Origin of the sequence: Massilia sp. Root418 (assembly GCF_001425265.1) — a bacterium.
Classification (GTDB): domain Bacteria; phylum Pseudomonadota; class Gammaproteobacteria; order Burkholderiales; family Burkholderiaceae_D; genus Rugamonas.
Genome location: NZ_LMEC01000011.1, coordinates 903,312 through 929,732, shown reverse-complemented (window position 1 = coordinate 929,732; position 26,421 = coordinate 903,312). Strand labels below are relative to the sequence as shown.

Below are 26,421 nucleotides of genomic sequence, written 5' to 3'. Positions count from 1 at the left end.
CCAAGGCTTTGATTTCATTGGAGTTTTTAGACCTGGCACAGCGCTTGCAATAGGGAGGATAACGTCACAAGGCGTTCCTTTAAAAACCTTTATGGAGTAGCAAACATGACGAATACCAAAATGATCACCCGCCTGCTGGCCGCCGCAACCCTGACCGCCGCTTCGATCACCGCCGCCTACGCTGTGCCACAGCAAGAAGGCGCGATGGCTGGCGTCGGCACTGCCGCTACCGCCACCGACAGCGCGCTGAGCAAGAAAGTCCAGGCTGCGCTGTCCGACTACAAAGGCGTGGGCGTTACCGCTGCCCAGGGCGTGGTCACGCTGACCGGCCAGGTCGCCAACACCGACATCGGCACCAAAGCAATCCAGGCCGCCTCCGCCGTTGAAGGCGTGAAGGAAGTGAAGAGCGAACTGACCGTCGCCAGCAAGTAATCCGGTTTTGTAGCACCCGCAGTTGATGTTGTAGTACCTACCCAGAGTAAGACCTTTTCGCCGGGCCGCGTTTGCGCAGCCCGGCTATTTTTTTGCCTGCGCGCCGGACTCGAACGCGCCCAGGTCGGGCGCGGCGCCGTTGAACGGCAGGCCGACGTCCACGCCCTTGTCGATCAGCGCGCTGCCGGCGCGGGGCCGATAATCAGGCAGCGCCGGCAGGCTGCCGTCGGCCTGGCGCGCGGCGTCCCAGCCCTCGGCCGAGACGCTCTCGAAATCGCTGTCGCGCACGGTGAGCGGCAGGGTCCAGCTGTTGTGGGCCTGGTCGGCGCCGGCCGCGTTGCGCACGGTGCGGCCGATGTTGTTGCGCAGCAGGCCGAAGCTGGCCGGGGCCCCGTCCGGGGCGATGCCGCGCATGTCGTAGTCGGCGCCGTTGCCGAAGGCGGTGTTGTTGAAGAAGTCGAGCGCCAGCGGGTGGTGGTTGGCGTAGAAGCCGGCGGCCTTGTTGTGGAAGGCAACCGAGAAGCGCACGATATGCCTGGCGGCGTTGGCCGCGTACACGCCGCCGTAGCCGCCGGCCTTGATGCCGTTGCCGTTGCCCGCCGCCAGCGGCGTGCTGGTGCCGGGCAGGTAGCCGTGCTGCCAGGCCCACGAGTATTCGATGGTGACGGGCGAATAGGCTTTGATGAGGTCGAAACCGTCATCCGTGTTGGCCCAGGCGCGGCAGCCGCGGAACACATTGCCGGGCTGGTTGGCCTTGATGTGGGCGCCGAAGCCGTCGGCGCTCTGCCCTGCGCCGTTGGAGGTGTAGGGGTCGTAGTTGTGGTGCGAGTCGCTGTTCAGCACGAGGTTGTGGCTGCCGTCCGCCAGGAACACGCCGGGGCCCATGTTGTGGTGAGCGTTGAGCTGCTCGAACACGTTATGGCTACCCTTGATCCACAAGCCCCAGGATTCGTGGTTGAGGCGGTTTTCCGGCTGCTGCGGGGCGCCGGTGATTTCCAGGCCTTTGAGGTGCAGCCAGCTGGCGGAGACGTTGATGCCTTTGACGCGGCAGTCGTCTTTCATGGCGGAGAAGTCAAACACCGGAATTTCGCCCGGATAGGCCCAGTAGCGGATCGGGGCGCCTTCGCTGCCGCTTTTGCTCAGGGTCACGGCGTCCACCACGGCGGTGCGGCTGGCGCAGGCGGTGGTGGCTGCGCTGTAGGCGTAGCGGCCGCCGCGCAGGTAGATGGTGTCGCCGGGCGCGGCAGCGGACTGGGCGCGCGCGATGGTTTGCCAAGGGGCGTTCTGGGCGCCGCTGGCGGCGTCGTTGCCGGTGGGGGAAACGTAGTAGGTGGCGGCGCTGGCGTGGCCGGCGGCGAGCAAGGCGAGGATGATGGGCTTCAAGGCGGGCTCCGGTGAGAGCGCCAAGGGTAGCACCGGCGGACGCCGGCGGCTGATCGAATTGCTGATTATTGCGGGGCGATAGGCGGCGGCTTGGCGGGTTACGCGCCGTTGGCGCTAACCCGCCCTACGGGCAGCAGCGCCGCGTTTTTCGTAGGGCGGGTTAGCGCGGTACGCGCGTAACCCGCCGCAGCGCCGCCTGAAGATCAGCTCAGGTTTTCCAACCGGATCCTGGTCACGCTGCCCACCACCGTGGCCAGCGCTTCCATCTTGGCGATGGCCGCGTTGACGTTCTTTTCCTGCGTCTGGTGCGTCAGGATGATGATGTCGGTGTGCGTCTCGTTATCCGCCGGCTCCTTCTGCATCATCGCGTCGATCGAGATCGTGGCATCGGCCAGGATGCGGGTCAGGTCGGCCAGCACGCCGGGCTGGTCCACCACGTGCAGGCGCAGGTAATAGCTGGTGGTGATCTCGTCCATCGGCAGGATCTGGATGTCCGTCATGGCGTTCGGCTGGAAGGCCAGGTGCGGCACGCGGTGTTCCGGGTCGGCCGTGGCCAGGCGGGTAATGTCGACCAGGTCCGCGATAACGGCCGAGGCGGTCGGCTCGGCGCCCGCGCCCTTGCCGTAATACAGCGTGGCGCCCACGGCGTCGCCCTGCACCAGCACCGCGTTCATGGCGCCTTCCACGTTGGCGATCAGGCGCTTGGCCGGGATCAGGGTCGGGTGCACGCGCAGCTCGATGCCTTCGGTGCCGTTGACCTTGGCGCGCTTGGCAATGCCCAGCAGCTTGATACGGTAGCCCAGCTGCTCGGCGTAGGTGATGTCCACCGCGTCCAGCTTGGAAATGCCTTCCACGTGCGCCTTATCGAACTGCACCGGGATGCCGAAGGCGATGGCGGACATGATGGTGGCCTTGTGCGCCGCGTCCACGCCTTCGATGTCGAAGGTAGGGTCGGCTTCGGCGTAGCCCAGTTCCTGCGCCTGCTTCAGCACGGTGGCGAAGTCCAGGCCCTTGTCGCGCATCTCGGACAGGATGAAGTTGGTGGTGCCGTTGATGATGCCGGCGAACCAATCGATGCGGTTGGCGGTCAGGCCTTCGCGCAGCGCCTTGATGATGGGGATGCCGCCTGCGACAGCCGCTTCGAACGCCACCATCACGCCCTTTTCCTGGGCGGCGGCAAAGATCTCGTTGCCGTGCACGGCCAGCAGCGCCTTGTTGGCGGTGACCACGTGCTTGCCGTTGGCGATGGCTTGCAGCACCAGCGCCTTGGCTTCGTCGTAGCCGCCGATCAGCTCGACGACGATATCGATTTCCGGATCGTTGACGATGTCGTACGGGCTGGCGACCACTTTCACTTTGCCGCCAGTGCGCTGCTTGGCGCGTTCCAGGTTGCGGGCCGAGACGGCCACCACTTCAATGCCGCGTCCGGCGCGGCGGCGAATCTCTTCCTGGTTGCGTTCCAGTACGTTGAACGTGCCGGAGCCGACATTGCCGACGCCTAACAGGCCTACTTTGATGGGTTTCATATGGTGAGTTCCTTGCAGCGCGGCCGGCGGCGCCGGCCCGGCGCTGTGATTATCAGATGGGGCTGCCGTGGCGCTTGCGATAGCCTTCCATGAAGCGCGCGATACGTCCGAACGCTTCCGTCATGTCGTCCGTGTTCGGCAGGAACACGACGCGGAAGTGGTCGGGCGCAATCCAGTTGAATCCGGTGCCCTGGACTATCAGTACTTTGGTTTCTGCCAGCAAGTCGTAGGCAAATTGCTGGTCGTCCGCGATCGGGTAGATCTTCGGATCAAGGCGCGGGAACATGTACAGCGCCGCTTTCGGCTTGACGCAAGTGACGCCCGGAATCTCGGTCAGCAGCTTGTAAGCCAGGTCGCGTTGCTTTAACAGGCGCCCGCCGGGGCCCACCAGGTCTTGTATGCTCTGGTAGCCGCCGAGCGCAGTCTGGATGGCAAACTGGCCCGGCGCGTTTGCGCACAAACGCATCGAGGCCAGCATGTTCAGGCCCTCGATGTAATCTTTTGCATGGCGTTTCTCGCCGGAGACCACCATCCAGCCGGCGCGGTAGCCGCAGGCGCGGTAGTTCTTCGACAGGCCGTTGAAGGTCACCATCAGCACGTCGTCCGCCAGCGAGGCGATCGAGGTGTGGCGCGCTTCGTCGTACAGCACCTTGTCGTAGATCTCGTCGGCGTAGATGATGAGCTGGTGCTGGCGCGCCAGTTCAATGATCTGCAGCAGGATCTCGTCCGGATAGAGCGCGCCGGTCGGATTGTTCGGGTTGATGACGACGATGGCCTTGGTGTTGCTGGTGATCTTGCGGCGCATGTCCTCGATATCGGGGAACCAGTCCTGCTGCTCGTCGCACACGTAGTGCACCGGGGTGCCGCCGGACAGGCTCACGGCCGCGGTCCACAGCGGATAGTCGGGCGCCGGCACCAGCACTTCGTCGCCGGTGTTGAGCAGCGCGTTCATCGACATCACGATCAGTTCGGAGGCGCCGTTGCCCAGGTAGATATCGTCGATCGCCACGCCGGCGATGTTCTTGCCTTGCGTGTAATGCATCACCGCCTTGCGCGGCGCGAACATGCCCTTGGAATCGGTGTAGCCGGCCGCGCCGTGCAGGTTGACCATCATGTCGTGGACGATTTCGTCCGGCGGATCGAAGCCGAACACGGCCAGGTTGCCGATGTTCAGCTTGGTGATCTTGTGGCCTTCCTCTTCCATCTGCCGCGCCTTCTCCGGCACCGGACCGCGGATTTCATAGCAAACTTCGGCCAGCTTGTTCGACTTGTTAATCGGTCGCAAAATCTAATCCTATCGAGATAACGGGGCCCGTGGCGGGCGATGCGCGCAAATGGTGCATTGCGAAAATACCCATTCTGCCGAAACCGCTTGATTAAATCAACCTTCGCGGGCCGCAGATCGAGGGAAAACGTTACAATAACGATCTGAATCGCGTCCCTTTACGCCACTTTACGTACAGATACTTACGCATAAACTTTATTATGAAGCTCCACCCCAACAGCACCCAGGCTTACCAGACCGTCACCGGCTACTTTCCCGGCGGCGTGGAAATCAACGCCCAGCCCTACGACCACAGCCTGATCGTGCTGCCGGAAACGCCACCGCGCGCCTGGCCGGTCGCCAGCTTCGAGCAGCTGACGGTCGCGCATTTCGAGCAGCTGCTGGACGACGCGCCGGACGTGGTCATCCTCGGCACCGGCGATCGCCAGCGCTTCGTGCATCCCAAGCTGACCGCGCCGCTGATGGGCAGGCACATCGGCGTGGAATGCATGGACACCAACGCCGCCTGCCGCACCTACAATATCCTGATGGCCGAAGGCCGCAAGGTGACCCTGGCGCTCATCATCGAAAAGCAATAAGAAATATCAGCCGAACAAGCTTGAATAACAGTACATTATCCCCATCTATGCGCCGCTGGGTACGCTGCCAGCAACCATGCCCACGCACCAGCGCCACCGTCCAGGAGAGCACCTGTGGCTGATAGCCCATCCGTAGCAACCGTCGCCGACTTTTCCGCCGCCATGACCAGCGGCCAGACTTTCCAGCTGTCGGGCCGCCCGGCCAAGCACACCGTGCTGTTCTTCTATCCGAAGGACAATACGCCCGGCTGCACCACCGAGAACATGGCCTTCCGCGACCTGCACGAGCAGTTCCAGGCCGCCGGCGCCGAAGTGTATGGCATCAGCCGCGACTCGCTGAAGTCGCACGAGAACTTCAAGGCCAAGCTGGGCCTGCCCTTCGAGCTCATTTCCGACCCGGACGAGGCTGTATGCCAGGCCTTCGGCGTGATGAAGATGAAGCAGATGTACGGCAAGACGGTGCGCGGTGTCGAGCGCAGCACGTTTGTCATTGACGGTAGCGGCCGATTGGTGAAAGAATGGAGAGGCGTGAAGGTTCCTGGTCACGTCGATGAAGTACTGGAATTTGTAAAATCATAGAGCGCACCACACTGACGCACCAACATCCGATTTTGAGTCTGCAAAGTTCTCCCACCAACTGTATCAGGTGGCTGCGGCCACCAACCGGTACATTCAACGGGCGTTACCCGCCCGCGGCAGTTCTTATATTTCTTTTCGTCAGCATCCACCCCATGCGCCGCTATTTGCGCGGCGTGTCCAATGGGCGGACCCTTCCAGCATTTTTTAGATCGAGATCCTGATGCCACTGCCAAAACTGCCTACCAAGCCTGCAACGCTGTTGCTCGCAAAAGATTACCCGAAGGCCAGCGGCGTTCGTCCCCAGCCTTTGCCTGTTGTTGAACTCGCGCCTGCCGCACCGAAGAAAGCTGCCAAGGCGGCGCCTGCGGCCAAGCCCGTCAAAGCTGTCGCACCCGCTGTTGCACCTGCCGCGCCGATTTCGGTAGTCGCCGCACCGGCCGCCAAGGCCAAGACCGCCGCCGCCGCCAAGCCTGCCGAGAAGCCGGCCGCGAAGAAGGCCGCGCTGCTGCAGGCCGCTCCTGCACCTGCCGCCGCACCGGCCGCCGCGCCGGCGTCGCCCAAAGCCAAGTCGCCGCGCGGCAAGTCCGCGCCGGTGCTGGTGGAAGCGCCGCATCCTGCCAAGCACAAGCCGGTGGAAGTGACCATCAAGTCCTCCACCAGCCGCCATGCCGACCAGGAAGGCAGCACCAAGCTGTTCGTGCTCGACACCAACGTGCTGATGCACGACCCGTCATCGCTGTTCCGCTTTGAGGAACACGATGTCTTCCTGCCGATGATGACGCTGGAAGAGCTGGACAATCACAAGAAAGGCATGACCGAGGTGGCGCGCAATGCCCGCCAGGTTTCGCGCACGCTGGACGCGCTGGTCGGCAGCACCGACGACGACGCCATCGAGAGCGGCATCCCGCTGTCCAAGCTGGGCAACAAGGACGCCAAGGGCCGCTTGTTCTTCCAGACCAAGCTGCAGATCGCCGACCTGCCTGCCAGCCTGCCGCAAGGCAAGGCAGACAACCAGATCCTGGGCGTGGTGCGTTCGCTGGAGGACGAGCAGCCGGGCCGCGCCGTGGTGCTGGTGTCGAAAGACATCAACATGCGCATCAAGGCGCGCGCGCTGGGCCTGCCGGCCGAAGACTACTTCAACGACCATGTGCTGGAAGACACCGACCTGCTGTACTCGGGCATCGTCCAGCTGCCGGACGACTTCTGGAACAAGCACGGCAAGGACATGGAGTCCTGGCAGGAGAACAAGAACGGCCAGAGCGCCACGTTCTACCGCGTCACCGGCCCGGTCATCCCGTCCCTGCTGGTGAACCAGTTCGTGTTCCTGGAGCCGGCCAACGGCGAGGCGCCGTTCTACGGCCAGGTCAAGCAGATCAACGGCAAGACCGCCGTGCTGCAAACCCTGCGCGACTACAGCCACAACAAGAACAGCGTGTGGGGCGTGACCGCGCGCAACCGCGAGCAGAACTTCGCGCTGAACCTGCTGATGAACCCGGAGTGCGACTTCGTCACCCTGCTGGGCCAGGCCGGTACCGGCAAGACCCTGCTGGCCCTGGCGGCCGGCCTGGCGCAGGTGCTGGAGACCAAGCTGTACAACGAGATCATCGTCACCCGCGTCACCGTGCCGGTGGGCGAGGACATCGGCTTCCTGCCGGGCACCGAGGAAGAGAAGATGTCGCCATGGATGGGCGCCTTCGACGACAACCTGGAAGTGCTCAACAAGTCCGACAGCGACGGCGGCGAATGGGGCCGCGCCGCGACGCAGGACCTGATCCGCTCGCGCATCAAGATCAAGTCGCTCAACTTCATGCGCGGCCGCACCTTCGTCAACAAGTTCCTGATCATCGACGAAGCGCAGAACTTGACGCCCAAGCAGGTCAAGACCCTGGTCACGCGTGCCGGTCCCGGCACCAAGATCCTCTGCCTGGGCAACATCGCGCAGATCGACACGCCCTACCTGACGGAAGGTTCCAGCGGCCTTACCTACGTAGTAGACCGCTTCAAGGGCTGGTCGCACAGCGGCCACGTCACCCTGGCGCGCGGCGAACGCTCGCGCCTGGCCGACCACGCCAGCGACGTGCTGTAACAAGCTACTGCGGCCCGCGCCGCAGCACAAAAAGGGGTCAGGGTTAATTAATTTGGAAACATTTCCCAATTAATTAACCCTGACCCCTTTTTTTGGGCTTGACCTTCCCATGGTGGGAAGGCCTACAGTACACACATCACAACAAGGAGGTTGATATGTATCAGCTGCAAGTGGAAGAAATGAGCTGCGGGCACTGCGTGGCGAGCGTGACCAAGGCGGTCAAGGCGATCGACGCGCAGGCGTCGGTCGAGGTAGACCTGGCGGGCAAGCAGGTGATGGTGCAGTCCGGCGCGCCGCTGGACGCCGTGAAGGCGGCCATCGCCGACGCGGGCTTTCCCGTCACCGCCGCGCAGTAAGCCTACTCCAGTTCGGGATAGCGGCGGAAGATGCCGTCCTCGTTGAAGGGGATGCGGCGCTTGGAGGCCAGGTAGGCGGCGATATTGGGCCGGGCAGCGACCATGCCGTGCAGCGCCAGCAGGCCGGGCCAGCCCGGCTCCTGCTTCGCCATCGCCTTGGGAAAGGCGTAGCGCAGGCCCTCGATCAGCTGGAACAGCGACAGGTCCACGTAACTGAGGCGCCTGCCCACCATATAGCGTCCGCCATTGTTTTGCAGGATCTGCTCGAAGTAGCCGAGGAACTTGGGGATGCGCTCGGCCGTGAAATCGGCCGCGCGCTTCTTCGCCTCCTTCTTCTGGTCTTCGTAGTACAGGTTGGTGGAAACGGGATGGTGCGTGTCGTGCGCTTCGTTGACGATGTCGGCGATGGTAAGCTGCAACTGGTGCGCCCACAGCCAGCCCGCTTCCGCGCGCGGCGCCAGGCCGTGCCTGCGGCCCAGGTAGAGCAGGATGTTGGCGGTCTGCCCGATCAGCAGTTCGCCCGCGCGCAGCACCGGCGGCGCAAAGGCGGCGCGCACTTCTTCGGCCGGGTCGATGGCCGCCTCGGTGGGCGGCATGCCGCCTTTGCCGCGCGCCACGTCCCTGTAGCGGGCGCCCGCCTCCTCCAGCGCCAGCCGCACGAATTCGCCCCGGCCCTGGATGGTGGGCCAGTAGTACAGTTCATATTCCACCGTTCGCTCCCCCCGGATATGGCGATGCGGCCATGATGCCCGAATTACGCCGCGCGGCGCGCCCGGCTATAATCGGGCATGTCTCCAGTCCCTCCCCTCGAACTCCACACCGTCCTCCTGATCGCTGCCGCCGGCCTGTTTGCCGGGGTACAGAATGCCCTCGCGGGCGGCGGTTCCTTCATCACCTTCCCCGCCCTGCTGCTGGCTGGCCTGAATCCGGTGGCGGCCAACATGACCTCCACCATCGCCATGTTTCCCAGCCAGACCACCTCCGCCATCGCCGGCCGCAAGCTGGCGGGCGGCGTGGCCGGGCTGACGTTCAGGCAGCTGTTCACCATCAGCGTGGCCGGCGGCGTGTTCGGCGCCATCCTGCTGATGGTGACGCCGCCCACCTTCTTCTCCCGCCTGGTGCCCTGGCTGGTGCTGTTTGCCACGTCCGTCTTCGCCTGGGGCAGTTTCCGCAGCCAGCCGCTGCACGCGGTCAGCGGCATGCCGACTTGGGCGCTGGTGGCGGTGCAGTGCTGCATTGCCGTCTACGGCGGCTATTTCGGCGGCGGCATCGGCTTCCTGATGCTGGCCGCGCTCACCATCGCCGGCCAGCAGATCCGCATGGCCACCGCCACCAAGAACATGCTGGCGATGGCGATGAACGCGTCGGCGGCGGCCATCTTCGCCTTTTCGGGCATGATCAGCTGGCCCGCCGCGCTGGCGCTGTGCGCGGGCGGCATTGCGGGCGGCTTGTGCGGTTCGTGGCTGATCCACCGCATGCCGGAAAAACTGATGCGGGGCTTCGTGGTGGCGGTCGGCGCGGCGCTGACCGTCTGGATGTTTATTCGCTGAGCGTTTTGAGGATGGGGCAATCGGGCCGTTCGTCTCCCTGGCAGCAGGACGCCAGCGTGGCCAGCGTGTCGCGCATTTCCGTCAGCTCGCGGATGCGCTGATTCAGTTCGTCCACGTGCGATAAGGCGATCTTTTTCACGTCGGCGCTGGCGCGTGCACTGTCCTGCCAGAGCGACAGCAGGTCGCGGATCTGCTCCAGCGAAAAACCCAGCTTGCGGGCGCGCTTGATGAAGCGCAGCGCGTGCAGATCCTTCTCGCCGTAGATGCGGTAACCCGCCTCGCTGCGCCGGCTCTCGCTGACCAGCCCTATGCTTTCATAGTAGCGGATCATCTTGGCGCTAACGCCCGATGCCTGCGCGGCCTGGCCGATATTCATGGCTTAACGGACTTCGCAGTCGACCGTATTGGATTTACCCGGTGCCGCAGTGGAGCCGGTCGGTCCTGGAATGCTGAACGACGGCGGCGGCGAGAAGCGGATGCCGGGATCTCTCGGCACGATGACCGGCGGCGTCCGGGGACTCGCCGTGTAGCCGAACTGGCCGGCGCTGAAGTTGCTGGTGCCAATCGGATTCGTCACGTGGATCAGGCCATCGATCACGTGCACGTACAAGCCCGGCGGCAAACTCGGCGAGGGCGTTGAGGGAGATGGCGGCGCCGCCTGCGCCAGCTGCAGCGGCGCGACGGGCATCACCGTATCGCCCAGCGCGGCAGTGCTGGCATTGAGCCAGGCTTGCAGCGATGCGGTGGCGCGCGCCTCGTCCGGCGGGACGTACTCGGCAACAAAGGTGGTGCCGCGGATGCCGATGGTGGCGCTTGGCGTCTTCAGTTCGAACTTTTCCTTGTTGCGCTTGCCCAGCAGGCCGGTCACGGAGCGCAGGCCGCCTTTCACCAGGCTGAAATTGGCGCTGTCGCCGTCCGGCTTGGCGTTGTCGAAAGCGTAGCTGTCGATCTTCATCGTGGTGGACGGCTTGAGCGTCATCTCGCTGTTGTCGATGAACCGCACCAGTGCGTAGGTGTTCTTCTCCGTCACCAGCGTGTCGCCGCTTTCGACTTCGGACTTGAGCGACAGGATCTTGACCGCGCCGCTGGCCTTGCGCGCCAGAAGCGGGCCGCTCAGCTGCACCACGGTGCCCGCCACTTGCGCCGCAAGCGCCAGGGTGCAGCTGCACCACAGGACCAGCAGCAGCAAGGCTTTAGTTGCAGTACAGTTTTTTAACTGGCTCATTTTTCAATCCCGATTTGTCGTTTGAGGCGATTTCTTTGGTGTCGGCCTTGCTGTCGGCCTTGTCGTCCGGCGTGGCGCTGACGGCTGCCGGACCGCCAGTCTCGGCGCGCGGGACCGCCGCGCTGACGGTCTTGATGACTTCATTGGACGCCAGCTGCACCGGCTTGACTGGCTCGCTGGCGGTCGGCGGGGACAGCACCTGGCACAGCGCCGAATTTGGCGCGACCTTGCAGATGTCCGGACTAGGCGGTGGCGTGACCGGCGGCGTGACCACGGGCGGCGTGACAACCGGCGGCGTGACCACGGGCGGCGTGACCGGCGGCGTCACCACGGGAGGCTCAACCGGGGGAGTGACAACCGGGGGCGTAACGACTGGCGGCGTAACGACAGGCGGCGTAACGACAGGCGGCGTAACCACAGGCGGAGTTACAGGCGGCTCGACCGGGGGCGTCACCACGGGCGGCGTCACAGGTGGCTCAACCGGCGGCGTGACGACCGGCGGTGTGACCGGCGGCTCGACCGGCGGCGTGACGACCGGCGGTGTGACCGGCGGCTCGACCGGCGGCGTGACCACTGGTGGCGTCACCGGTGGAGTAACTGGCGGCGTCACGGGCGGCGTTACCGGCGGCGTCACGGGCGGCGTTACCGGTGGAGTCACCGGCGGCGTTACCGGTGGAGTCACCGGCGGCGTGACAGGCGGCGTCACAGGCGTATTCTGGTTCGCTTGCGTAACCAGTTTTCCCGGTGCAGTCTGCACCGTCGCGCTGCTCAGCCCTTCAATGGCGGCGCCGGCGGTCAGCGTAACACCGCCGCTGCCGGAGCTGACCACGGCATTGCCGCCGAAGCTCAGCACGTCCGTGGCGGCCCCGCTGGAACCGGCCACCAGTTCGATATCGCCGGAAACGGTGCGCACCGCGCCGTTGATGGTCAGCGGGCTATGCGCGGCCAGCGTCACTTTGCCGCTGCCTGCGGACACGGTGCCCGACGCGTCCAGCAGCGTGGCGCCGGAATTGTGCAGCGTAATTACGCCGTCATTGCCACTGGCCACCGTGAGCTTCTTGATGGTCAGCTGCCCCGCTTGCGAAGACAGCGGATTGGCCGCGTAGTTCACGTTGCTGATGTTGATGCCGTTGCTGCCGCTGGCGGCCGTGCTTTCCGCAGACAATTGCGACACCACCGTCGACAGCGCGCTGGCCGCCGTGCCGATGCTGCCGCTGGCGGTCATATCCAGCGCGCCGGCGGTAATCTTGCCGCCGCCGTTGCTGATGGTGCCGGCCTTCAGCACCAGCGTGTCCGCCACCGACAGCACGTCGCCCGCCACCGACAGATCCTGCGCCGTATTCAACTGCAGCGTCCCCGCGTCGATGGCAGCCAGTTCGGCGGCCGACAAGGACAAGGTGCCGCTGCCCCCACTGCCGCCCAGCTGGATGCCGGCGGTGTCGCTGTAGGTGGACAGGCTGGCCAGGCCGCTGGCGGTGATGGCCCCGGCGGTGCTGCCCAGGTCCATATTGTCCGATCGCAGCAGCACATTCTGCGCACCCAGCTTGCCGCCGGCGCCGAACTTGATGCCAGCCGCGCTGCCGTAGGTCCCCAACGAAATGGTGCCGCTGGTGCTGCTGGCCTGCACGGTGGCGTTGACGCCGATGTCACCCGCGCTTTCGATGAAGAGGTTGCGCACATTGCCCAGTTCCAGGGTGTCCGCCACCACCACGCCGCCACTGGCGCCGCTGCTGCCGATATTGATATTCAGTGCCGACACCCGCGCCAGGTCGGCCGGTGCCAGGGTCAGCTTGCTTTCGTTCGCCGAGCCGGACACCAGGATGGTGCGGTCCGCGCTGTAGGGCACGAAGGACACCGAGGTTCCCTCGCCCGCGCCGCCGCCGTTCACACTGCCCTGCAGGCTGATCCTGTCCGCCATGAAGGAGAACAGCGGCGAGTACGCCGCGTCCGAGTCGCCGCTCAAGTTGCCGCCGGCACCGACCGAGATGCTGCCGCCGGCCGTGTTCGAGCGCAGGTCCACGTCGCCCAGGCCCACGCGCACCGCCGCGTTCAGCGCCACGCTGGCGCCGCTCAGCACCAGGTTGCCGCCATTGGTGGACACGGCCGCGTTCACATTCACCGCACCCGCGCCGCTGGCGGTATCGCCCAGGTTCGCTTGCAGGATAACCGGGCCGCCATTGGTGGCCAGCGCGGCGTCCACGGTGATGCTGCCGCCCGCTTGCGCCGATACGCCAACGCCCTGCGCCGCAATGGAAACCGCGTCGCTGAAGGTGATGTCGCGGCGCGCCTGCAGCGCCACGTGGGTGGTGGCCGCATTAAGGGTGGCCGGTGCGATCGACGTAATGCCGCTCGCCTGGCCAGCGCCGAAGTTGGCCACGTCGTCGCGCGTGGCGGTGCCGCCGCTGGCGATGGTGATGAATTCAGGGTCCAGCAGCCACAGGCCGGCCGTTCCGCCCGGCGCGCGCGTATCGACACGCACGCCGTCCACGTCCAGGAAGTGGCCGGAGGTTTCCACCAGGCCGCCGTTCCCGCCCGACCGCCCGCCGCGCGCCGACAGCGCGCCGTAGGCGCGCGTTGCCTGGTCGCCCCAGACGATGATCTTGCCGCCGTTGCCGGACGCGGTGGCGTCGGCCGAAATACTGGCATCCTTGCTGACAAAACTGAACTGGGCGTTCGGCACCGCCGCGTTGCCGCCCTGGTAATCGCCGCCGATCAGTACCGTGCCGCCGCCGGCCGCGCCGCTGGCGTCCAGCGCCGCGTCGCCCGCCAGGCCCACGCGTTCGCCCAGCACCTGGATCTCGCCGCCACGGCCCGCGCTGTTGGCGGCGCTGGTCTGGCTGCCCGCCTCCAGCAGCGCGGTGCCGCCGGCGCCGCTGGCCTTCAGTACGATCTTGCCGTTCGCGCCCAGCGCCGCGCTGTCCGCGCTCACGCGGCCGCGCTGGTTCACCAGCGCGCCGTAGATGCCGACCTTGCCGCCGGCCGCCAGCACCTGGCCCAGGTTCAGCGCCTGGTCCGCCGGCGCCGACAGCACCACGTGCACANTTCACCAGCGCGCCGTAGATGCCGACCTTGCCGCCGGCCGCCAGCACCTGGCCCAGGTTCAGCGCCTGGTCCGCCGGCGCCGACAGCACCACGTGCACGTCCGGGTTGGCCGAGTCGACCAGCTGTACGCTCTTGCCCGCCGCCAGCACCACCTCGCCCTGCGGCGTGGTGATCACGCCGCTGTTCTCCACGCTGGCGCCAATCAGGTAGACCTGGCCGCCGCCCGGCGTGGTGATGCTGCCCTGGTTGACCACCTTGCCCGCGCCCTCGCCGCTGAAGTGGTTCTTCCCGGCCAAAAAGTCGCTATTGCTGATGGCCAGGCTGGAGGCAACCAGGCCGTTCACGTCGATGCGCGCGTCCTTGCCGAACAAGACTCCGTTCGGGTTGATCAGGTAGACCTTGCCGTTCGACTGCAGCGCACCGAGGATCTTGCTGGGGTCCTGGCCGACAATGCGGTTCAGCACCTTGCTGTCGCCGCCCTGCTGGATGAAGCGCGTGATTTCACCGGCCTGGATGGAAAAACTCTGCCAGTTGATGATGGTGTTGGGCGCATTCGTAATCGAGAACACATTGCCCTGCTGGCTGAACTGCGCCTGCCCGGCCACCACTTGCGGGGCCAGCGGATTGGCATGCGCGGCGGCGCCGAAGCAGGCGGCGACAGTGGCCGCCAGGAGTTTACGCTTCAGGTGCAGGTGGCTTGGAAAATACGCTCGCATCATCTAACTCTTCAATAGGATAGTCCCAGCCGCATGTGCAGCCGGTTGGCGCCGCTGCGCCCTGTTGCACCCGCCTGTACCACGTGGCCGTAGTCGAGCTGCAGGTTAAGGTAAGTGGCCATCATCACGCGCAGGCCGAGGCCCGTGCTGGCGATGGTGGTGCCGCCCAGTTCTTCAGGCAGCGCGTGGTTGCGCTTGACGTGCGCGGCGTCGTAGAAGGCCAGCGCGCGGCACTGCCAACGCTCGCTGGCGCAGAAATTCGGGGTGTACAGCTCCAGGTTGGCGCCCAGGCCCTTGTCGTTGGAGATCTCGCGCTCGGAGAAGCCGCGCACGGAGCTGGCGCCGCCGGCGCCGAACTGCTCGCCGGGGATCAGCGCGTCCGGCGTGTACTGGCCGTTGGCGATGGCGCGCAGCTGCCAGTCCTGCGGCAGGCTGCGGCTGTAGCTGCCCGACAGGCGCAGCACATTGTAGTCGGGCTTGGCGCCGAGGCGGGCGCGTGTGAAATCGTCCTGCCCGCCGCGCGCGCCGCCCGATACGTTGTGCAGCACCGTGACCGAGCCGCCCAGTTCACCGATCTCGCCACTCCAGTTGGCCACGTAGTTCACGCTCAACGGATGCACGGTCACGTCGTTGCCCAGTTCCTCGCCCAGCAGCACGACGCTGTTTTTGAATGCCTTGTGATCAATGCCGTAGACCAGGCGCGATTCGAGCTTGCCGCGCTTGGCCACGCCCTGGGTGTAGCGGGCCCCGAACACCGCGCCCTTGCCGCTCACCGCCAGGTCGAAAATGCCGGCCGAGACGGTGCCCGAATCGACGTTGGAATAGCTGCCGAAGAAGTCCAGCGAATCGCCCAGGCTGTAGAGCGGAATGTGGTAGCCCACGCCGTACACCTTCACGCGGCCCGGTTCTTCGGCGGTGGTGGTGTACTGCAGGCTGGCCACGTGGTCGCGGCCCCACAGGTTGGCATGCTGCAGCACGAAGCCGAGGTGGGTCTTGCCGGTTTGGCCCGTGCCGGTGTTGTCGGCGTTGAGCATGGCTTTCCACGGGTTTTCGTCGCTCACGTCCAGGCGCGCATCGACCTCGCCTTCCGTGTCGCTGCTTTGCAGCTTGAGGTTGACCTTCCTGGACGGGTTCTCATTGGCCAGGCGCAGGTTGTTGGACACCTCGTTCAGATCGGGCGTGCGGCCTTCCCGCAGCGCCGGCAAGCTGCGCCGGACATTGGCTTCGTCGAAATAGCGGTTGTTCTCCACTTTGACACGGCCGATCCTGGTTTCCACCACCTTCAGCAGCACCACGCCCTGGTCCAGCTCCTGCTCCGGCAGTTCCACCGTCACCACGTTGTAGCCGCGCGCGTGATAGGCCGCTTCCAGCGCTTCCAACGCGCGCTGCACGTCGCCGAAGTCGCGCCGCTGGCCAACGAACGGCGCCACCAGGCGTTCCACGTCGGCGGCGGGCAGCAGCGTGTTGCCCTTCACGTCGAAGCGGCTGATCTCAAATCGGATGTCGGTGCCGGGCTCTTGGGCCCAGGCCGCGCTGATGGCGGCGGCTAGCAAAGTGCCCGCGAAAAAGCGCGCTAGTTTCAATGTCATATAGGCTCTTGGAGTTATTCTGGTGCTGAAGCTGGTGCTGATGCCTGGCTGCACGGCCAATACCCCGGCCGGGCTGCGCACTAGCGATTATTACCCAGGACCAAGGCAATCCCTCTGATTTTGCTGAAAAATCAAGGATTTTTTCGTTCCAGATGACACATCCCGTGCGCGGATGCCGGAATGCTAGCACGAATTGGCAATTAAATTCCATAAAGAAACAGATATTGCCGTGGATAGCTGCCAGCAAGGCGCTGGCAGCGTGGTTCAATTGCAATACATTTTCTTGACTGGTTCGTCCTTCGGGGCCGTCTTGGTGGACGAAGGGCCGTCCTTGGTGTCGCTTTTTTCGCTCTTTTCGCTGCCCTTGCTTTCGCCGGGCTGGGCTGCAGCCGTGCCACCGGAACCTGAAGCGGCCGGCGGGGCGGACGAATTCCCGGCGCTGGCGCTGCTGCTGGAAGTCGAGACGTTAATGATGTTGACGGTGGAATTGATCGCTTGGCCGACCGGCTGGGTCGGATCGTTCTGCGCCGCAGCCGCCGCCGCGTCCGCTGCAGCCTTGGCCAAGGCATCGGCTGCCGCTTTCGCCTCGGCATCCGCCGCCGCCTTGGCCGCCGCATCAGCCGCTGCCTTTGCTGCTGCATCGGCTGCTGCTTTGGCTGCCGCATCGGCTGCTGCTTTAGCTGCCGCGTCGGCTGCCGCCTTGGCTGCCGCGTCAGCTGCCGCTTTAGCTGCCGCATCGGCTGCCGCATCGGCTGCCGCCTTGGCTGCGGCTTCCGCTGCCGCATCCGCCGCTGCTTTGGCTTCCGCGTCCGCCGCTGCCTTGGCTGCTGCATCCGCCGCTGCCTTAGCTGCTGCATCCGCCGCCGCCTTGGCTGCTGCTTCCGCCGCTGCTTTGGCTGCCGCTTCCGCTGCGGCCTTGGCTGCCGCCTCCGCAGCCGCCTTGGCCGCCGCTTCGGCAGCTGCCTTTGCCGCCGCTTCCGCCGCCGCCTTGGCTGCCGCTTCCGCCGCTGCCTTGGCCGCCGCTTCCGCCGCTGCCTTGGCTGCCGCTTCCGCCGCTGCCTTGGCCGCCGCTTCCGCCGCTGCCTTGGCTGCTGCTTCCGCCGCCGCCTTGGCCGCCGCGTCCGCCGCGCCGTCATAAACGGTCGATACGGTACCGGGCTGGAACATGCTGCTGGCCACATTCACCGAACCAGTAAGCGCCGATAGCAGCGTAGGCCCACTGCTCGAAATCGATGTCCCTTCCGCCGCCGTGATCGAACCGGCCTGCGTCCGCACACTGATGCCGCCGGCGGTGCTGGCCAGCGTGCCGCCCAACTGCACGCCGGTGCCGGCGCTCAGGCTGATATCGTGCGTGGCCAACAAGTCGGATGTGCCGGTGAGCATAATGCCGGTGCTGGCCGACAGATTGATGCTGTCGGCAGCAATCTCATGCCCCACCGAGACCGGGCTGTGCGCCGTCAGCGACACCGTGCCCGCCAGCGCGCGCAGGTCGCCAGTGGTATGGATACCGCCCACGTTATCTATCGTGATGCCGCCGCCGGTGGTGCCAAGGTCGCCGACGCCCAACTCGTCGCTGCCGCTCAGCACATTGCGCAGGCTGATGCCGCCGCTGCCGCTGTTGCTGCCTCTGAAGTTGCGCACATGGTTGGCGCTGTTGTCGAGCACCGTGCCGCCGGCGGATGCCGTGCGCAGGCTGCCCGTGCTCAGTGCGCCGCTCTGCGAAATACTACCGCTTTGCGCGGTTAGCGAGATGGCTTCCGTCGCCGAGAGAGCTCCCACCGCCAGATTACCGCTGGCCTGGTTGATGATGATATTGCCGGACGTGGTGATCACGCCGCCGGTCTGCGCGTACTGCGTACCGACCGCCAGCGTCCCTAGCCCGCCCACGGTACCGCCGCTCATGCTGAAAGCGCCGGCGGCCAGGTTGCCGCCGCCGGCCAGGGCGCCGCCGCTTTGCGTGTAAGTGCCGGCGGCCAGCGAGCCGGTGAGGCCCAGGTTGCCGCTGTTCAGGCTGACCGTGCCGGACAGCGCGGAAACGTCGCCAGCCTGCGCGCCCAGCGAGAGCGCGCCGCCGTTGATGGCCAGGCCCTGGCCATTGCTGGCGGTCAGGCTGCGCAGGGAAGTGGTGCCGACGTTGTAGCTGACCACACCGCTGCTGCCGCCAAGGACCACATGGGCCACATTGCTGCCGTCCGGTATGGCTCCGCCGTACCAGTTGGCGCCATCGCTCCACAGGCCGCTGGCGCCGCCGATCCAGCTCACCGAAGCCAGCTGCGTAATATCGGCGCTCAGCGCGGGCGCACTGAAGGTATAGTTGCCCGCAGCCGCGCCCGTGAGCGCCAGGCCTGTGACGGAGACCGCCTTGCCGCTGCCGACATGGCGGTCCGCAAAGCTGGCGCTGGCGTTGCCGGTGCTGAGCGCTACCGAGTCGCCGCTGAAAACGCCGAGCAACTGCCCCCCATCCGCGAAGGACAAGGAGGCATTGGTGCCGCCGTTGTATACCCGGGAGTTGGCGCTGATACCGCTCACCGTCAGCGCGGCCGGCGTGATGCTCAGCTGGGGGCTGCCGGCGTAGGCGATGTCGTATTTCGTGGACCAGAGGCCACCTACCGCATAGTAGGTTCCCACGTTGCGCGCCCCGGTCCAGGCCAGGCTGCCCTGGGTGGCGGTGTCGCCGTCCACCAGGCCGGTCATGCTGCTGGCGCCGGAGAAGGCGGCGCCGGTGACGCCGTCGTAGACCCTGGTCTGGTTGCCGCTGAGGGTAACGGTCAGCGGCTTCAGCAGGCTTTTCAACAGCGGCGTGGTGTCGCCCTCGTAGATGCGCCAGACCGGCGTGGTGGTGAAGTCGAAACCGGTGAAGCTGGCCTGCTGCTTGGTCTGCGCCGTGGTCAGCGCCGTGGCGCCGCCTGCATCGGTGCTGGTGCCTGCCTTGGTGGCGTCGAAGTAGCCGCGCTGCAGCAACGAGCCCTCCGAGGCCGAGCCCACCAGGCCGCTGACGGAACTGAAGCCGCTGCCATTGAGGGTGCTGCTGCTGAAGGCATTGGCCACCGTGCCGCTGTGGTTCTCGCCCAGCAGGCCACCCATGTTCTGGTGCGCGATGTTGGTGTTCGGGCTGCCGTGCGCGCTGACCGCGCCGCTGGCGTACACGTCCCGGATGGCGCCGCTGCGCGAATAGCCGGCCGCGTTGCGTCCGACCAGGCCACCCACGTTGCGGCCGCCCTGCACGCTGCCGGAGGCATACGCCGCGGTAATGGCGCCGCCCACGTTGTCGCCCACCAGGCCGCCGACTATCTCGCCGCTGGAGCTCACATTGCCGGTGGCATAGGAATCGTTGATGCTGCCGTCGCCGGCCTGGTCCGAGTAGTTGGCGCCCACCAGGCCGCCGGCATAGCCTTGGCCGCTGGTGGTAACGCTGGCGCTCGAATGCGAACCGCTGATGCTGCCGAAGTTGTAGCCGACCAGGCCGCCGATGTTGGACGCGTACTGGCTCTCGTAACCGCCCGTCACCGCGCCGCTGCTGCTGGCGTTGTCGATCTCAGCGCCGCTGTAACCTGCCAGGCCGCCCACATTGCCCTTCCCGCTCACCGCCGCGCTGGTATGCACATTGGAAAAGTGGGCGTCGGCGCCGCTGGTGCGGCCGACCAGCGCGCCCACATTGCGGTGGCCGCTGATGCTGCCGCCGGTCAGCGTCAGGTTGTTGATGCTGCCGCCGAAGTAGCCGAACAGGCCGACGTTATCGCTGTCGGGCCGGTTGATCACCAGGCCGCTGATGGCCTTGCTGTTGCCGTTGAAGGTTCCGCTGTAGCTGTAGTCGCTGTTGCCGATCGGCTGGAAGCCGGCGCCGCCGTTCCAGCCGCTGGTGCCGCTGGCGTCGATATTGTTGTTCAGCACGTACGAGTGGCTGCCGCTCAGCGTGCCGATACCCTGCACGCCATAGATATCGACCAGCGTGTACGGTGTGGCCCCGCTGCCGTTGCCGCCGATGGTGCGCAGGAAGCTGCCGCCGCTGAGGCGGAAATCAGTGGCCTGGAAGGATGGCAGCGTGGCGGCGGACTGGCTCCAGCTGCCCTGCAGCACGTTGAAGGTGCCGTCCACCGCGACACTGCCGGTGGCCGTGATGCTGCCCGGCGTGCTCAGCGTCAGCCCACCGGTGGCCAGCGCCGCCTGCAGGTCGATATTGCGGTGGGCCGTCAGCGCCAGCACGCCGCCGAAGGACAGCGGTGCGCTCAGCACGATGTCGCCGGTTCCGGCGTGGCCCTCGCCCGCCACCACCTGCAGTTCGCCGGCATGGGCGGAATTCAGGTCGGCGCTGGTGAGGGCCAGCGTGTCGGCCGGGTTGCCGGTGGCGCCCAGGTTGATGGCGTTGTCCGATTCCAGCAGCACCGAGGAGGCCGTCAGCGTGCCGCCGGCCAGCGTCATCTTGCCGCTCTTGAGCTGGATGTCCAAGCCCGAGGACACGCTGCCGCTGTTGGTGATGCGGTGGTCGCCGCTGCGCTGGGTCGACAGCAGCACGCTGCCGCCGGCGCTGACCGTGCCGCTGACGGCCAGGTTGCCGGTGCCGGCCGTGGCCGTGAAGCTGCCGCCCGCGCTGCTGTTGCCGAGGTTGATGCTGGCCGCCGTCAGGGTGGCGTTGCCGCTGCCGGCCGCCAGCGTGGCCGTGCCGGCGATGCTGTTGCCGCTGTTGTCCAGCTGGATGTCCGTGGCGGCCAGGGCGCTCAGGCTTTTCGCGCTCAGGCCGTCGATCGGGCTGGTCACCTGGACGATGCTGCCGCCGTTGGCTTTCAGGTCGAGCGCGGCGTTGGGCGCCGCAATCGCCGCTTGCAGGTAGATGTTCTTGTCCGCATCGAGCGTGAGGCTGCTGCCGGTGCTCCATTCCAGCTTGCTGAGGACGTGGATGGAGCCGTCGCCGGTGCCGCTGGCATTGCTGGTCTTGACGGTGACGCCGGTGGTGAGCAGCGCGTTTTGCAGGGTGGCGGTGGTGAGCAGGGAATCGTGCACGGTCCCCGTCGGCAGGAACACGCTGGCCGGCCCGGCCAGCTCCGGCGCGCCGAACTGCATGCCGCCGCCATAGGACGCGGTGTCGGCGTCGATGGCGATGTAGATGTCGGTCGGGTCCAGCAGCAGGGTGCCGGTCTTGCCGCCCGGCCCCGGGGCACGGGTGTCGACCTTGCCCTGCATGTCCAGGTAGCGGCCCGAGGTTTCCACTAGGCCGCCATTGCCGCCGGCGCCGCCGCCGCGCGCCGACAGGCTGCCGAACACGCGCGTGGCGCCGTCGCTCCAGGCGATGATCTTGCCGCCATCGCCCTGCCCCGTGGCGTCGGCGCGCACGCTGGCGCCGGACGCGATGTAGGTCTGCTGCGCATGCGGCACCGCCGCGTTGGCGCCCTGGTAATCGCCGCCGATCAGCACCGCGCCGCCGCCGGCCGCGCCGCTGGCGTCCACCGCCGCGTCGCCTGCCAGGCCCACGCGTTCGCCCAGCACCTGGATCTCGCCGCCACGGCCCGCGCTGTTGGCGGCGCTGGTCTGGCTGCCCGCCTCCAGCAGCGCGGTGCCGCCGGCGCCGCTGGCCTTCAGTACGATCTTGCCGTTCGCGCCCAGCGCCGCGCTGTCCGCGCTCACGCGGCNGCCAGGCCCACGCGTTCGCCCAGCACCTGGATCTCGCCGCCACGGCCCGCGCTGTTGGCGGCGCTGGTCTGGCTGCCCGCCTCCAGCAGCGCGGTGCCGCCGGCGCCGCTGGCCTTCAGTACGATCTTGCCGTTCGCGCCCCGCACCGCGCTGTCCGCGCTCACGCGGCCGCGCTGGTTCACCAGCGCGCCGTAGATGCCGACCTTGCCGCCGGCCGCCAGCACCTGGCCCAGGTTCAGCGCCTGGTCCGCCGGCGCCGACAGCACCACGTGCACNTTCACCAGCGCGCCGTAGATGCCGACCTTGCCGCCGGCCGCCAGCACCTGGCCCAGGTTCAGCGCCTGGTCCGCCGGCGCCGACAGCACCACGTGCACATCCGGGTTGGCTGAGTCGACCAGCTGCACGCTCTTGCCCGCCGCCAGCACCACCTCGCCCTGCGGCGTGGTGATCACGCCGCTGTTCTCCACGCTGGCGCCGATCAGGTAGACCTGGCCGCCGCCCGGCGTGGTGATGCTGCCCTGGTTGACCACCTTGCCCGCGCCCTCGCCGCTGAAGTGGTTCTTCCCGGCCAGGAAGTCGCTATTGCTGATGGCCAGGCTGGAGGCAACCAGGCCGTTCACGTCAATGCGCGCGTCCTTGCCGAACAGGACCCCGTTCGGGTTGATCAGGTAGACCTTGCCGTTCGATTCCAGCGCACCGAGGATCTTGCTGGGGTCCTGGCCGACAATGCGGTTCAGCACCTTGCTGTCGCCGCTCTGCTGGATGAAGCGGGTGATCTCGTTGGGGTTGATGGAGAAATTCTGCCAGTGGATGATGCTGTTCGGCGTATTCGTGATGGTGTACAGATTGCCTTGCTGGAGGAAGCTGGCCTGGCCCGCCACGACCTGCGGTGCGCCGGGGTTGCCGTAAGCGGTACCGTAGCACGCTGCTACCAACGCCGCCAGCAGCTTGCGCCGCATGCCTAGTGGAACCGGACCTGTCATCATCGTGCTTTCCTCGTCTGTGCGTTTTTATCAGCAACCCTGTATCGGCAGATCACCAGCTCAGGCCGACCCTGATGTGCAGGCGATTCTTGTCCTGCAGCGGAACCTGGCTCGAACGCAGCACATGGCCGTAGTCCACTTGTACATCCACGTCGCGGGAGACGCCGAAGCGCAGGCCCACGCCCACGCTGCCGATCGCCTTGGTGCGCAGCTCGCCTCCCTGTTCGCGGTTGCGCTTGACCAGCCCTTTGTCATAAAACACCAGCGCGCGGCAATGCCAGCGCGCGTCGCCGCACAGCTGCGGCGAATATAGCTCGACGTTGGCGGCCAGGCCGCTGTCGTTGGCCAGGTCGCGCGCACTGAAGCCGCGCACCTGCGCGCCGCCGCCCACGCCCACCTGCTCGCCCGGCACCAGCACGTCCCGCGTGTACTGGCCGTTCAGGGCCGCGCGCACCTGGAAGTCGCGCGGCAGTTGCCGCGTCAGGCTGGCCGCCAGCCGCACGATGCTGTAGTCGGCGTCCGCGCCCGGGCGCGCCCGGCTGAAATCGTCCTGTCCGCCGCGCGGCCCGCCGGACACATTGCGCAGCACCGTCACCGAGCCGCTGGCCTCCCCCCGCGCGAACAGCCAATTGCCGCTGTAATTCACGGTCAGCGGGTGCACCGTGACGTCGCCGCCCGGCTCGCCGTCCTGCGCGCCATCGACGCGGAAAGCCTTCACGCCGGCGCCGTAACTCAGGCGCGATTCATGACCTGCGCTCTTGCCCAGCAGCTGGCTGTAGCGCGCGCCCAGCAAGGCGCCCTTGCCGCCCTCCGGCCAGGCACGTTCCTTCCACGCGTAGTCGCTCTGGTTGTAGCCGCCGTACAGATCCAGCGTGTCGCCCGGCGTTGCCGCCGGCAAGCGGTAATCGAGCCGCACGCCGCCGCCGCCGTTGTCCAGGCCGACCGCTGCGCTCAATCCGGGCCTGGGCCCGGCAGGCTGGACCGCATTCTCCGCCGCACTCTGCCCTGTGGAAAAAGCCGTGCCCGAGGCTGCGGACAGGGCCGCAACAGCCAGCAGTTGCACGACGCGGCATCGCATGATGGCCTCCGTCCGGACTTGACTTGAGAGAAATAGTTGTTACTCTCAGTTTAGTCCGATTTATGCCGCCCGTCCGTTTATTTTAGCGTCCTGATGCATTTCCGCACAGATACTTTGCGTCATTATTACTTGGTGTCAAAGGTCGTTACGCCATCCCAATCCGCAGCCGGCGGGTGGGCACGGTAATAGGCAACGCGCTCCAGGTAAAGCCGGTACAGCGCATGCGCGCCGGGTGCCGCAGCCTGCTGCAGCGCTTCCAGCGCCGCTTGCGCCGCGTCCCATTGCTGGCCGCGCACCAGCGCCAGCGCCGCGTGCCAGCGCGCCAGTTCCGCGCGTGCCGCCTGGTCCAGCTCCGCCTCGCGCGCCAGCGGCTCGAAAATGGCCACCGGCTCGTTCTTGCCCTTGACGCGCACCAGGTCCAGCTCGCGGTAGGCGAACTCCGGCGCCGCCGCGCGCGTGCTTTCGCCCACGGCGATGCCTACGCCATACACCTTGGTGATGCCTTCCAGGCGCGAGCCGAGATTGACCGCATCGCCCATGACGGTATAGGCGCGGCGGATCTGCGAGCCCATGTCGCCAACGTGCATCTGGCCGGTGTTCACGCCGATGCCGATCTTCAGTTCAGGCCAGCCGCGCTGCAGGAAATCCTGGTTCAGGCGCTGCGCACTGGCCTGCATCAGCAGCGCGGTGGCCACCGCCCGGCTGGCGTGGTCGGGGAAGGCCACCGGCGCGCCCCAGAACGCCATCACCGCGTCGCCGATGTATTTGTCCAGCGTGCCGCGGTGGCTGTCGCGGATGTCGGTCGACATGGCCGTCAAATAGAGGTTGATGTATTCGCGCAGCGCCTTGGGCGTGAGGCCCTCGGAGATGGTGGTGAAGCCGCGCACGTCGACGAACATGACGGTCAGCTCCCGGCTTTCGCCGTCCATATTATATTTTTCCGGATTCTCGGCCATCTCGGCCACCAGCTCGGGCGCCACGTACTCCCCGAAACGCGACACCAGCGCGCGGCCGCGCCGCACTTCGAAGAAATAGCCCCAGGCCACGTTCAGGATGAACAGCGCCAGCGCCAGCACCAGCATGGAGGACATGTTGAACACCAGGTCGTGCGCGCGGTACAGGTAGAAGTTGAGGGCGCCGCCCGCGCCGGCGGCCAGCAGCGACAGCAGGATGGACCAGGCCGGCGCCAGCACCGGCAGGGCCAGCGCCAGCAGCACCCCCAGCACCAGCAGCTGGGCCGCCTCGAACTGGCTGGCGTAGTCGGGCCGGAACTTGAAGCTGCCGTCCAGGATGGAGCTGATCATATTGGCGTGGATTTCCACCCCGGGATACTGGGCGTTCACCGGCGTGGCCCGCAGGTCGTTCAGGCCGGGCGCGGTGGTGCCCACCAGGACGATGGCGCCGGACAGCTGCCCGGCCGGCACCGCGCCGCGCAGCACGTCGGCCGCCGACACGTAGCGGTAGCCGCCGCCGTGCGGACCGCCGGGGCCGCGGTACTGCACCGTGGCGGTGAGTCCCTCGCCCACCGGGATGCGGATATTGCCTTCGGCGTGGAACAGGGCGATGGCATCCAGCCCGCCGTTGCTGCGCTCGGCGGCCGACAGCGTGTCCACCGTGCCTTCGAACAGCGGCGCGATCGAGCGCGCGCGCAGCGCCACGGCGGCGGTGGCCAGCGACAGCGTGGGGTAGTAACCCTTGCCGATCTTTTGCAGCAGCGCGGTGGAACGCACCACGCCGTCGCGGTCCGGCATGGCGGTGAAGATGCCGGCGCTGAGCGCGGCCTGCTGCAGGCGCGGAATGTTCGCTTCGTAGCCAGCCACGGTGTAGGCGTCCAGCGTGCGCCCGTTCAGGATGTCTTCGGTAAAGGCCGGCTTGGGCAGCATGCCCCGGGCCTGGCTGCCGGACAGGCTGTAGCCCAGCACCACCGGCTGGCCCGCGATGGCTTGCGCCAGCAGGCCGTCGTAGTCGAGTTGCGGCTGCAGGCGCGCCAGTTGTCCCTGCAGGCCTGGCACCTGCTGCAGCTCGCCCTGGGCCAGCTGCTTGAGCACGTCGTAGCCGGAACTGGTGTCCGGCTCGGGGAAGGAGACGTCGAAGCCGACCGCCGCCACCTCGTATTTCACGGTGAGCTGTTCGACCAGCCTGGCCATCACGTTGCGGCCCCACGGGAAGCGCCCCACTTCGGCCAGGCTTTTCTCGTCGATGTCGACGATCACCACGCGCGGGTCGAGCACCGGCTTTTCCAGCCGCATGCGCAGGCCGGACATGAAGGTGTCCATGCGGTCCAGCGTGTCCACGTGCAGCGCGCCGGCCGCGTGCAGGATGGCCAGCGCGCACAGCGCCAGCCCGAGGGCCCAGCGGGCGCCGTATCTGTGCAGGAGCTTGCGCATC

18 protein-coding genes are annotated in these 26,421 nt (G+C 66.6%); 6 read left to right on the top strand and 12 right to left on the bottom strand.

What is annotated here, in order from left to right; translation table 11 throughout:
* Positions 1 to 105 precede the first annotated feature (105 nt).
* Entirely contained in the window at positions 106 to 432 is a 327-nt protein-coding gene (locus ASC94_RS11590) for a BON domain-containing protein (protein ID WP_056394592.1), read from the top strand.
* Between the two features lie 84 nt (positions 433 to 516).
* On the opposite strand, the gene ASC94_RS11585 is transcribed toward ASC94_RS11590, so the two are convergent.
* The 3 genes from ASC94_RS11585 to ASC94_RS11575 form a co-directional block, all read right to left on the bottom strand.
* On the bottom strand, positions 517 to 1,815 hold the full coding sequence (locus ASC94_RS11585; RefSeq protein WP_056394589.1) for a right-handed parallel beta-helix repeat-containing protein: 1,299 nt from the start codon (positions 1,813 to 1,815) through the stop codon (positions 517 to 519).
* 203 nt (positions 1,816 to 2,018) lie between these two features.
* Positions 2,019 to 3,341, bottom strand: a complete 1,323-nt coding sequence (locus ASC94_RS11580) for a homoserine dehydrogenase (protein WP_056394585.1) — start codon at positions 3,339 to 3,341, stop codon at positions 2,019 to 2,021.
* A gap of 52 nt (positions 3,342 to 3,393) precedes the next feature.
* On the bottom strand, positions 3,394 to 4,626 hold the full coding sequence (locus tag ASC94_RS11575) for a pyridoxal phosphate-dependent aminotransferase (RefSeq protein ID WP_056394582.1): 1,233 nt from the start codon (positions 4,624 to 4,626) through the stop codon (positions 3,394 to 3,396).
* Between the two features lie 200 nt (positions 4,627 to 4,826).
* Here ASC94_RS11575 and ASC94_RS11570 point away from each other — a divergent pair, with 200 nt between their 5' ends.
* From ASC94_RS11570 to ASC94_RS11555, 4 genes are all read left to right on the top strand, one after another.
* Positions 4,827 to 5,204, top strand: a complete 378-nt coding sequence (locus ASC94_RS11570) for an Mth938-like domain-containing protein (protein WP_056394579.1) — start codon at positions 4,827 to 4,829, stop codon at positions 5,202 to 5,204.
* A 114-nt stretch (positions 5,205 to 5,318) separates the two neighbouring features.
* Positions 5,319 to 5,783: a peroxiredoxin gene (locus tag ASC94_RS11565; protein ID WP_082616416.1), complete on the top strand. Its 465-nt coding sequence runs from the start codon at positions 5,319 to 5,321 to the stop codon at positions 5,781 to 5,783.
* A 220-nt stretch (positions 5,784 to 6,003) separates the two neighbouring features.
* A complete protein-coding gene (locus ASC94_RS11560) occupies positions 6,004 to 7,869 on the top strand; it encodes a PhoH family protein (protein WP_056394574.1) in 1,866 nt (621 codons plus the stop codon).
* A gap of 155 nt (positions 7,870 to 8,024) precedes the next feature.
* Positions 8,025 to 8,225 (top strand): heavy-metal-associated domain-containing protein, encoded by a 201-nt coding sequence (locus ASC94_RS11555; protein ID WP_056394571.1) that lies wholly within the window; start codon positions 8,025 to 8,027, stop codon positions 8,223 to 8,225.
* Between the two features lie 2 nt (positions 8,226 to 8,227).
* Here the strand turns inward: ASC94_RS11555 and ASC94_RS11550 are convergent, their stop codons facing one another.
* On the bottom strand, positions 8,228 to 8,935 hold the full coding sequence (locus ASC94_RS11550) for a glutathione S-transferase (protein WP_056394568.1): 708 nt from the start codon (positions 8,933 to 8,935) through the stop codon (positions 8,228 to 8,230).
* Between the two features lie 78 nt (positions 8,936 to 9,013).
* Here ASC94_RS11550 and ASC94_RS11545 point away from each other — a divergent pair, with 78 nt between their 5' ends.
* Positions 9,014 to 9,775, top strand: coding sequence for a sulfite exporter TauE/SafE family protein (locus tag ASC94_RS11545; protein WP_056394566.1), 762 nt, complete (start codon positions 9,014 to 9,016; stop codon positions 9,773 to 9,775).
* On the opposite strand, the gene cueR is transcribed toward ASC94_RS11545, so the two are convergent.
* From cueR to ASC94_RS11495, 8 genes are all read right to left on the bottom strand, one after another.
* The gene (gene cueR, locus ASC94_RS11540) at positions 9,765 to 10,151 is read right to left on the bottom strand and encodes a Cu(I)-responsive transcriptional regulator (protein ID WP_056394563.1); all 387 of its coding nucleotides are present in this window, start codon (positions 10,149 to 10,151) and stop codon (positions 9,765 to 9,767) included. The genes ASC94_RS11545 and cueR overlap by 11 nt on opposite strands.
* Positions 10,152 to 10,154: 3 nt before the next feature.
* Positions 10,155 to 11,000, bottom strand: coding sequence for a FecR domain-containing protein (locus ASC94_RS11535; RefSeq protein ID WP_056394560.1), 846 nt, complete (start codon positions 10,998 to 11,000; stop codon positions 10,155 to 10,157).
* Positions 11,001 to 14,042: 3,042 nt separating this feature from the next.
* On the bottom strand, positions 14,043 to 14,758 hold a 716-nt coding region (locus ASC94_RS33640; RefSeq protein ID WP_229417239.1), incomplete at its 3' end, for a filamentous hemagglutinin N-terminal domain-containing protein.
* An 11-nt stretch (positions 14,759 to 14,769) separates the two neighbouring features.
* Positions 14,770 to 16,347 carry a ShlB/FhaC/HecB family hemolysin secretion/activation protein gene (locus ASC94_RS11515; protein WP_056394551.1) on the bottom strand — a complete coding sequence of 526 codons (1,578 nt, stop codon included), beginning with the start codon at positions 16,345 to 16,347 and terminating at the stop codon, positions 14,770 to 14,772.
* 264 nt (positions 16,348 to 16,611) lie between these two features.
* A complete protein-coding gene (locus ASC94_RS32485; RefSeq protein WP_056394548.1) occupies positions 16,612 to 21,966 on the bottom strand; it encodes an S-layer family protein in 5,355 nt (1,784 codons plus the stop codon).
* Between the two features lie 282 nt (positions 21,967 to 22,248).
* On the bottom strand, positions 22,249 to 22,931 hold a 683-nt coding region (locus ASC94_RS11505; RefSeq protein WP_229417247.1), incomplete at its 3' end, for a filamentous hemagglutinin N-terminal domain-containing protein.
* Between the two features lie 76 nt (positions 22,932 to 23,007).
* The gene (locus ASC94_RS11500) at positions 23,008 to 24,033 is read right to left on the bottom strand and encodes a ShlB/FhaC/HecB family hemolysin secretion/activation protein (RefSeq protein WP_157201389.1); all 1,026 of its coding nucleotides are present in this window, start codon (positions 24,031 to 24,033) and stop codon (positions 23,008 to 23,010) included.
* Between the two features lie 125 nt (positions 24,034 to 24,158).
* Entirely contained in the window at positions 24,159 to 26,420 is a 2,262-nt protein-coding gene (locus ASC94_RS11495) for a CHASE2 domain-containing protein (RefSeq protein ID WP_056394540.1), read from the bottom strand.
* Position 26,421 lies beyond the last annotated feature (1 nt).

Excerpts from the sequence above, each read along its gene's own strand:
- ASC94_RS11580 (WP_056394585.1), bottom strand. The coding sequence starts at position 3,341 with ATGAAACCCATCAAAGTAGGCCTGTTAGGCGTCGGCAATGTCGGCTCC.
- ASC94_RS11560 (WP_056394574.1), top strand. The coding sequence starts at position 6,004 with ATGCCACTGCCAAAACTGCCTACCAAGCCTGCAACGCTGTTGCTCGCA.
- ASC94_RS11515 (WP_056394551.1), bottom strand. The coding sequence starts at position 16,347 with ATGACATTGAAACTAGCGCGCTTTTTCGCGGGCACTTTGCTAGCCGCC.
- ASC94_RS11495 (WP_056394540.1), bottom strand. The coding sequence starts at position 26,420 with ATGCGCAAGCTCCTGCACAGATACGGCGCCCGCTGGGCCCTCGGGCTG.
- ASC94_RS11555 (WP_056394571.1), top strand. The coding sequence starts at position 8,025 with ATGTATCAGCTGCAAGTGGAAGAAATGAGCTGCGGGCACTGCGTGGCG.
- ASC94_RS11500 (WP_157201389.1), bottom strand. The coding sequence starts at position 24,033 with ATGCGATGCCGCGTCGTGCAACTGCTGGCTGTTGCGGCCCTGTCCGCA.
- cueR (WP_056394563.1), bottom strand. The coding sequence starts at position 10,151 with ATGAATATCGGCCAGGCCGCGCAGGCATCGGGCGTTAGCGCCAAGATG.
- ASC94_RS11545 (WP_056394566.1), top strand. The coding sequence starts at position 9,014 with ATGTCTCCAGTCCCTCCCCTCGAACTCCACACCGTCCTCCTGATCGCT.
- ASC94_RS11590 (WP_056394592.1), top strand. The coding sequence starts at position 106 with ATGACGAATACCAAAATGATCACCCGCCTGCTGGCCGCCGCAACCCTG.
- ASC94_RS11570 (WP_056394579.1), top strand. The coding sequence starts at position 4,827 with ATGAAGCTCCACCCCAACAGCACCCAGGCTTACCAGACCGTCACCGGC.
- ASC94_RS11535 (WP_056394560.1), bottom strand. The coding sequence starts at position 11,000 with ATGAGCCAGTTAAAAAACTGTACTGCAACTAAAGCCTTGCTGCTGCTG.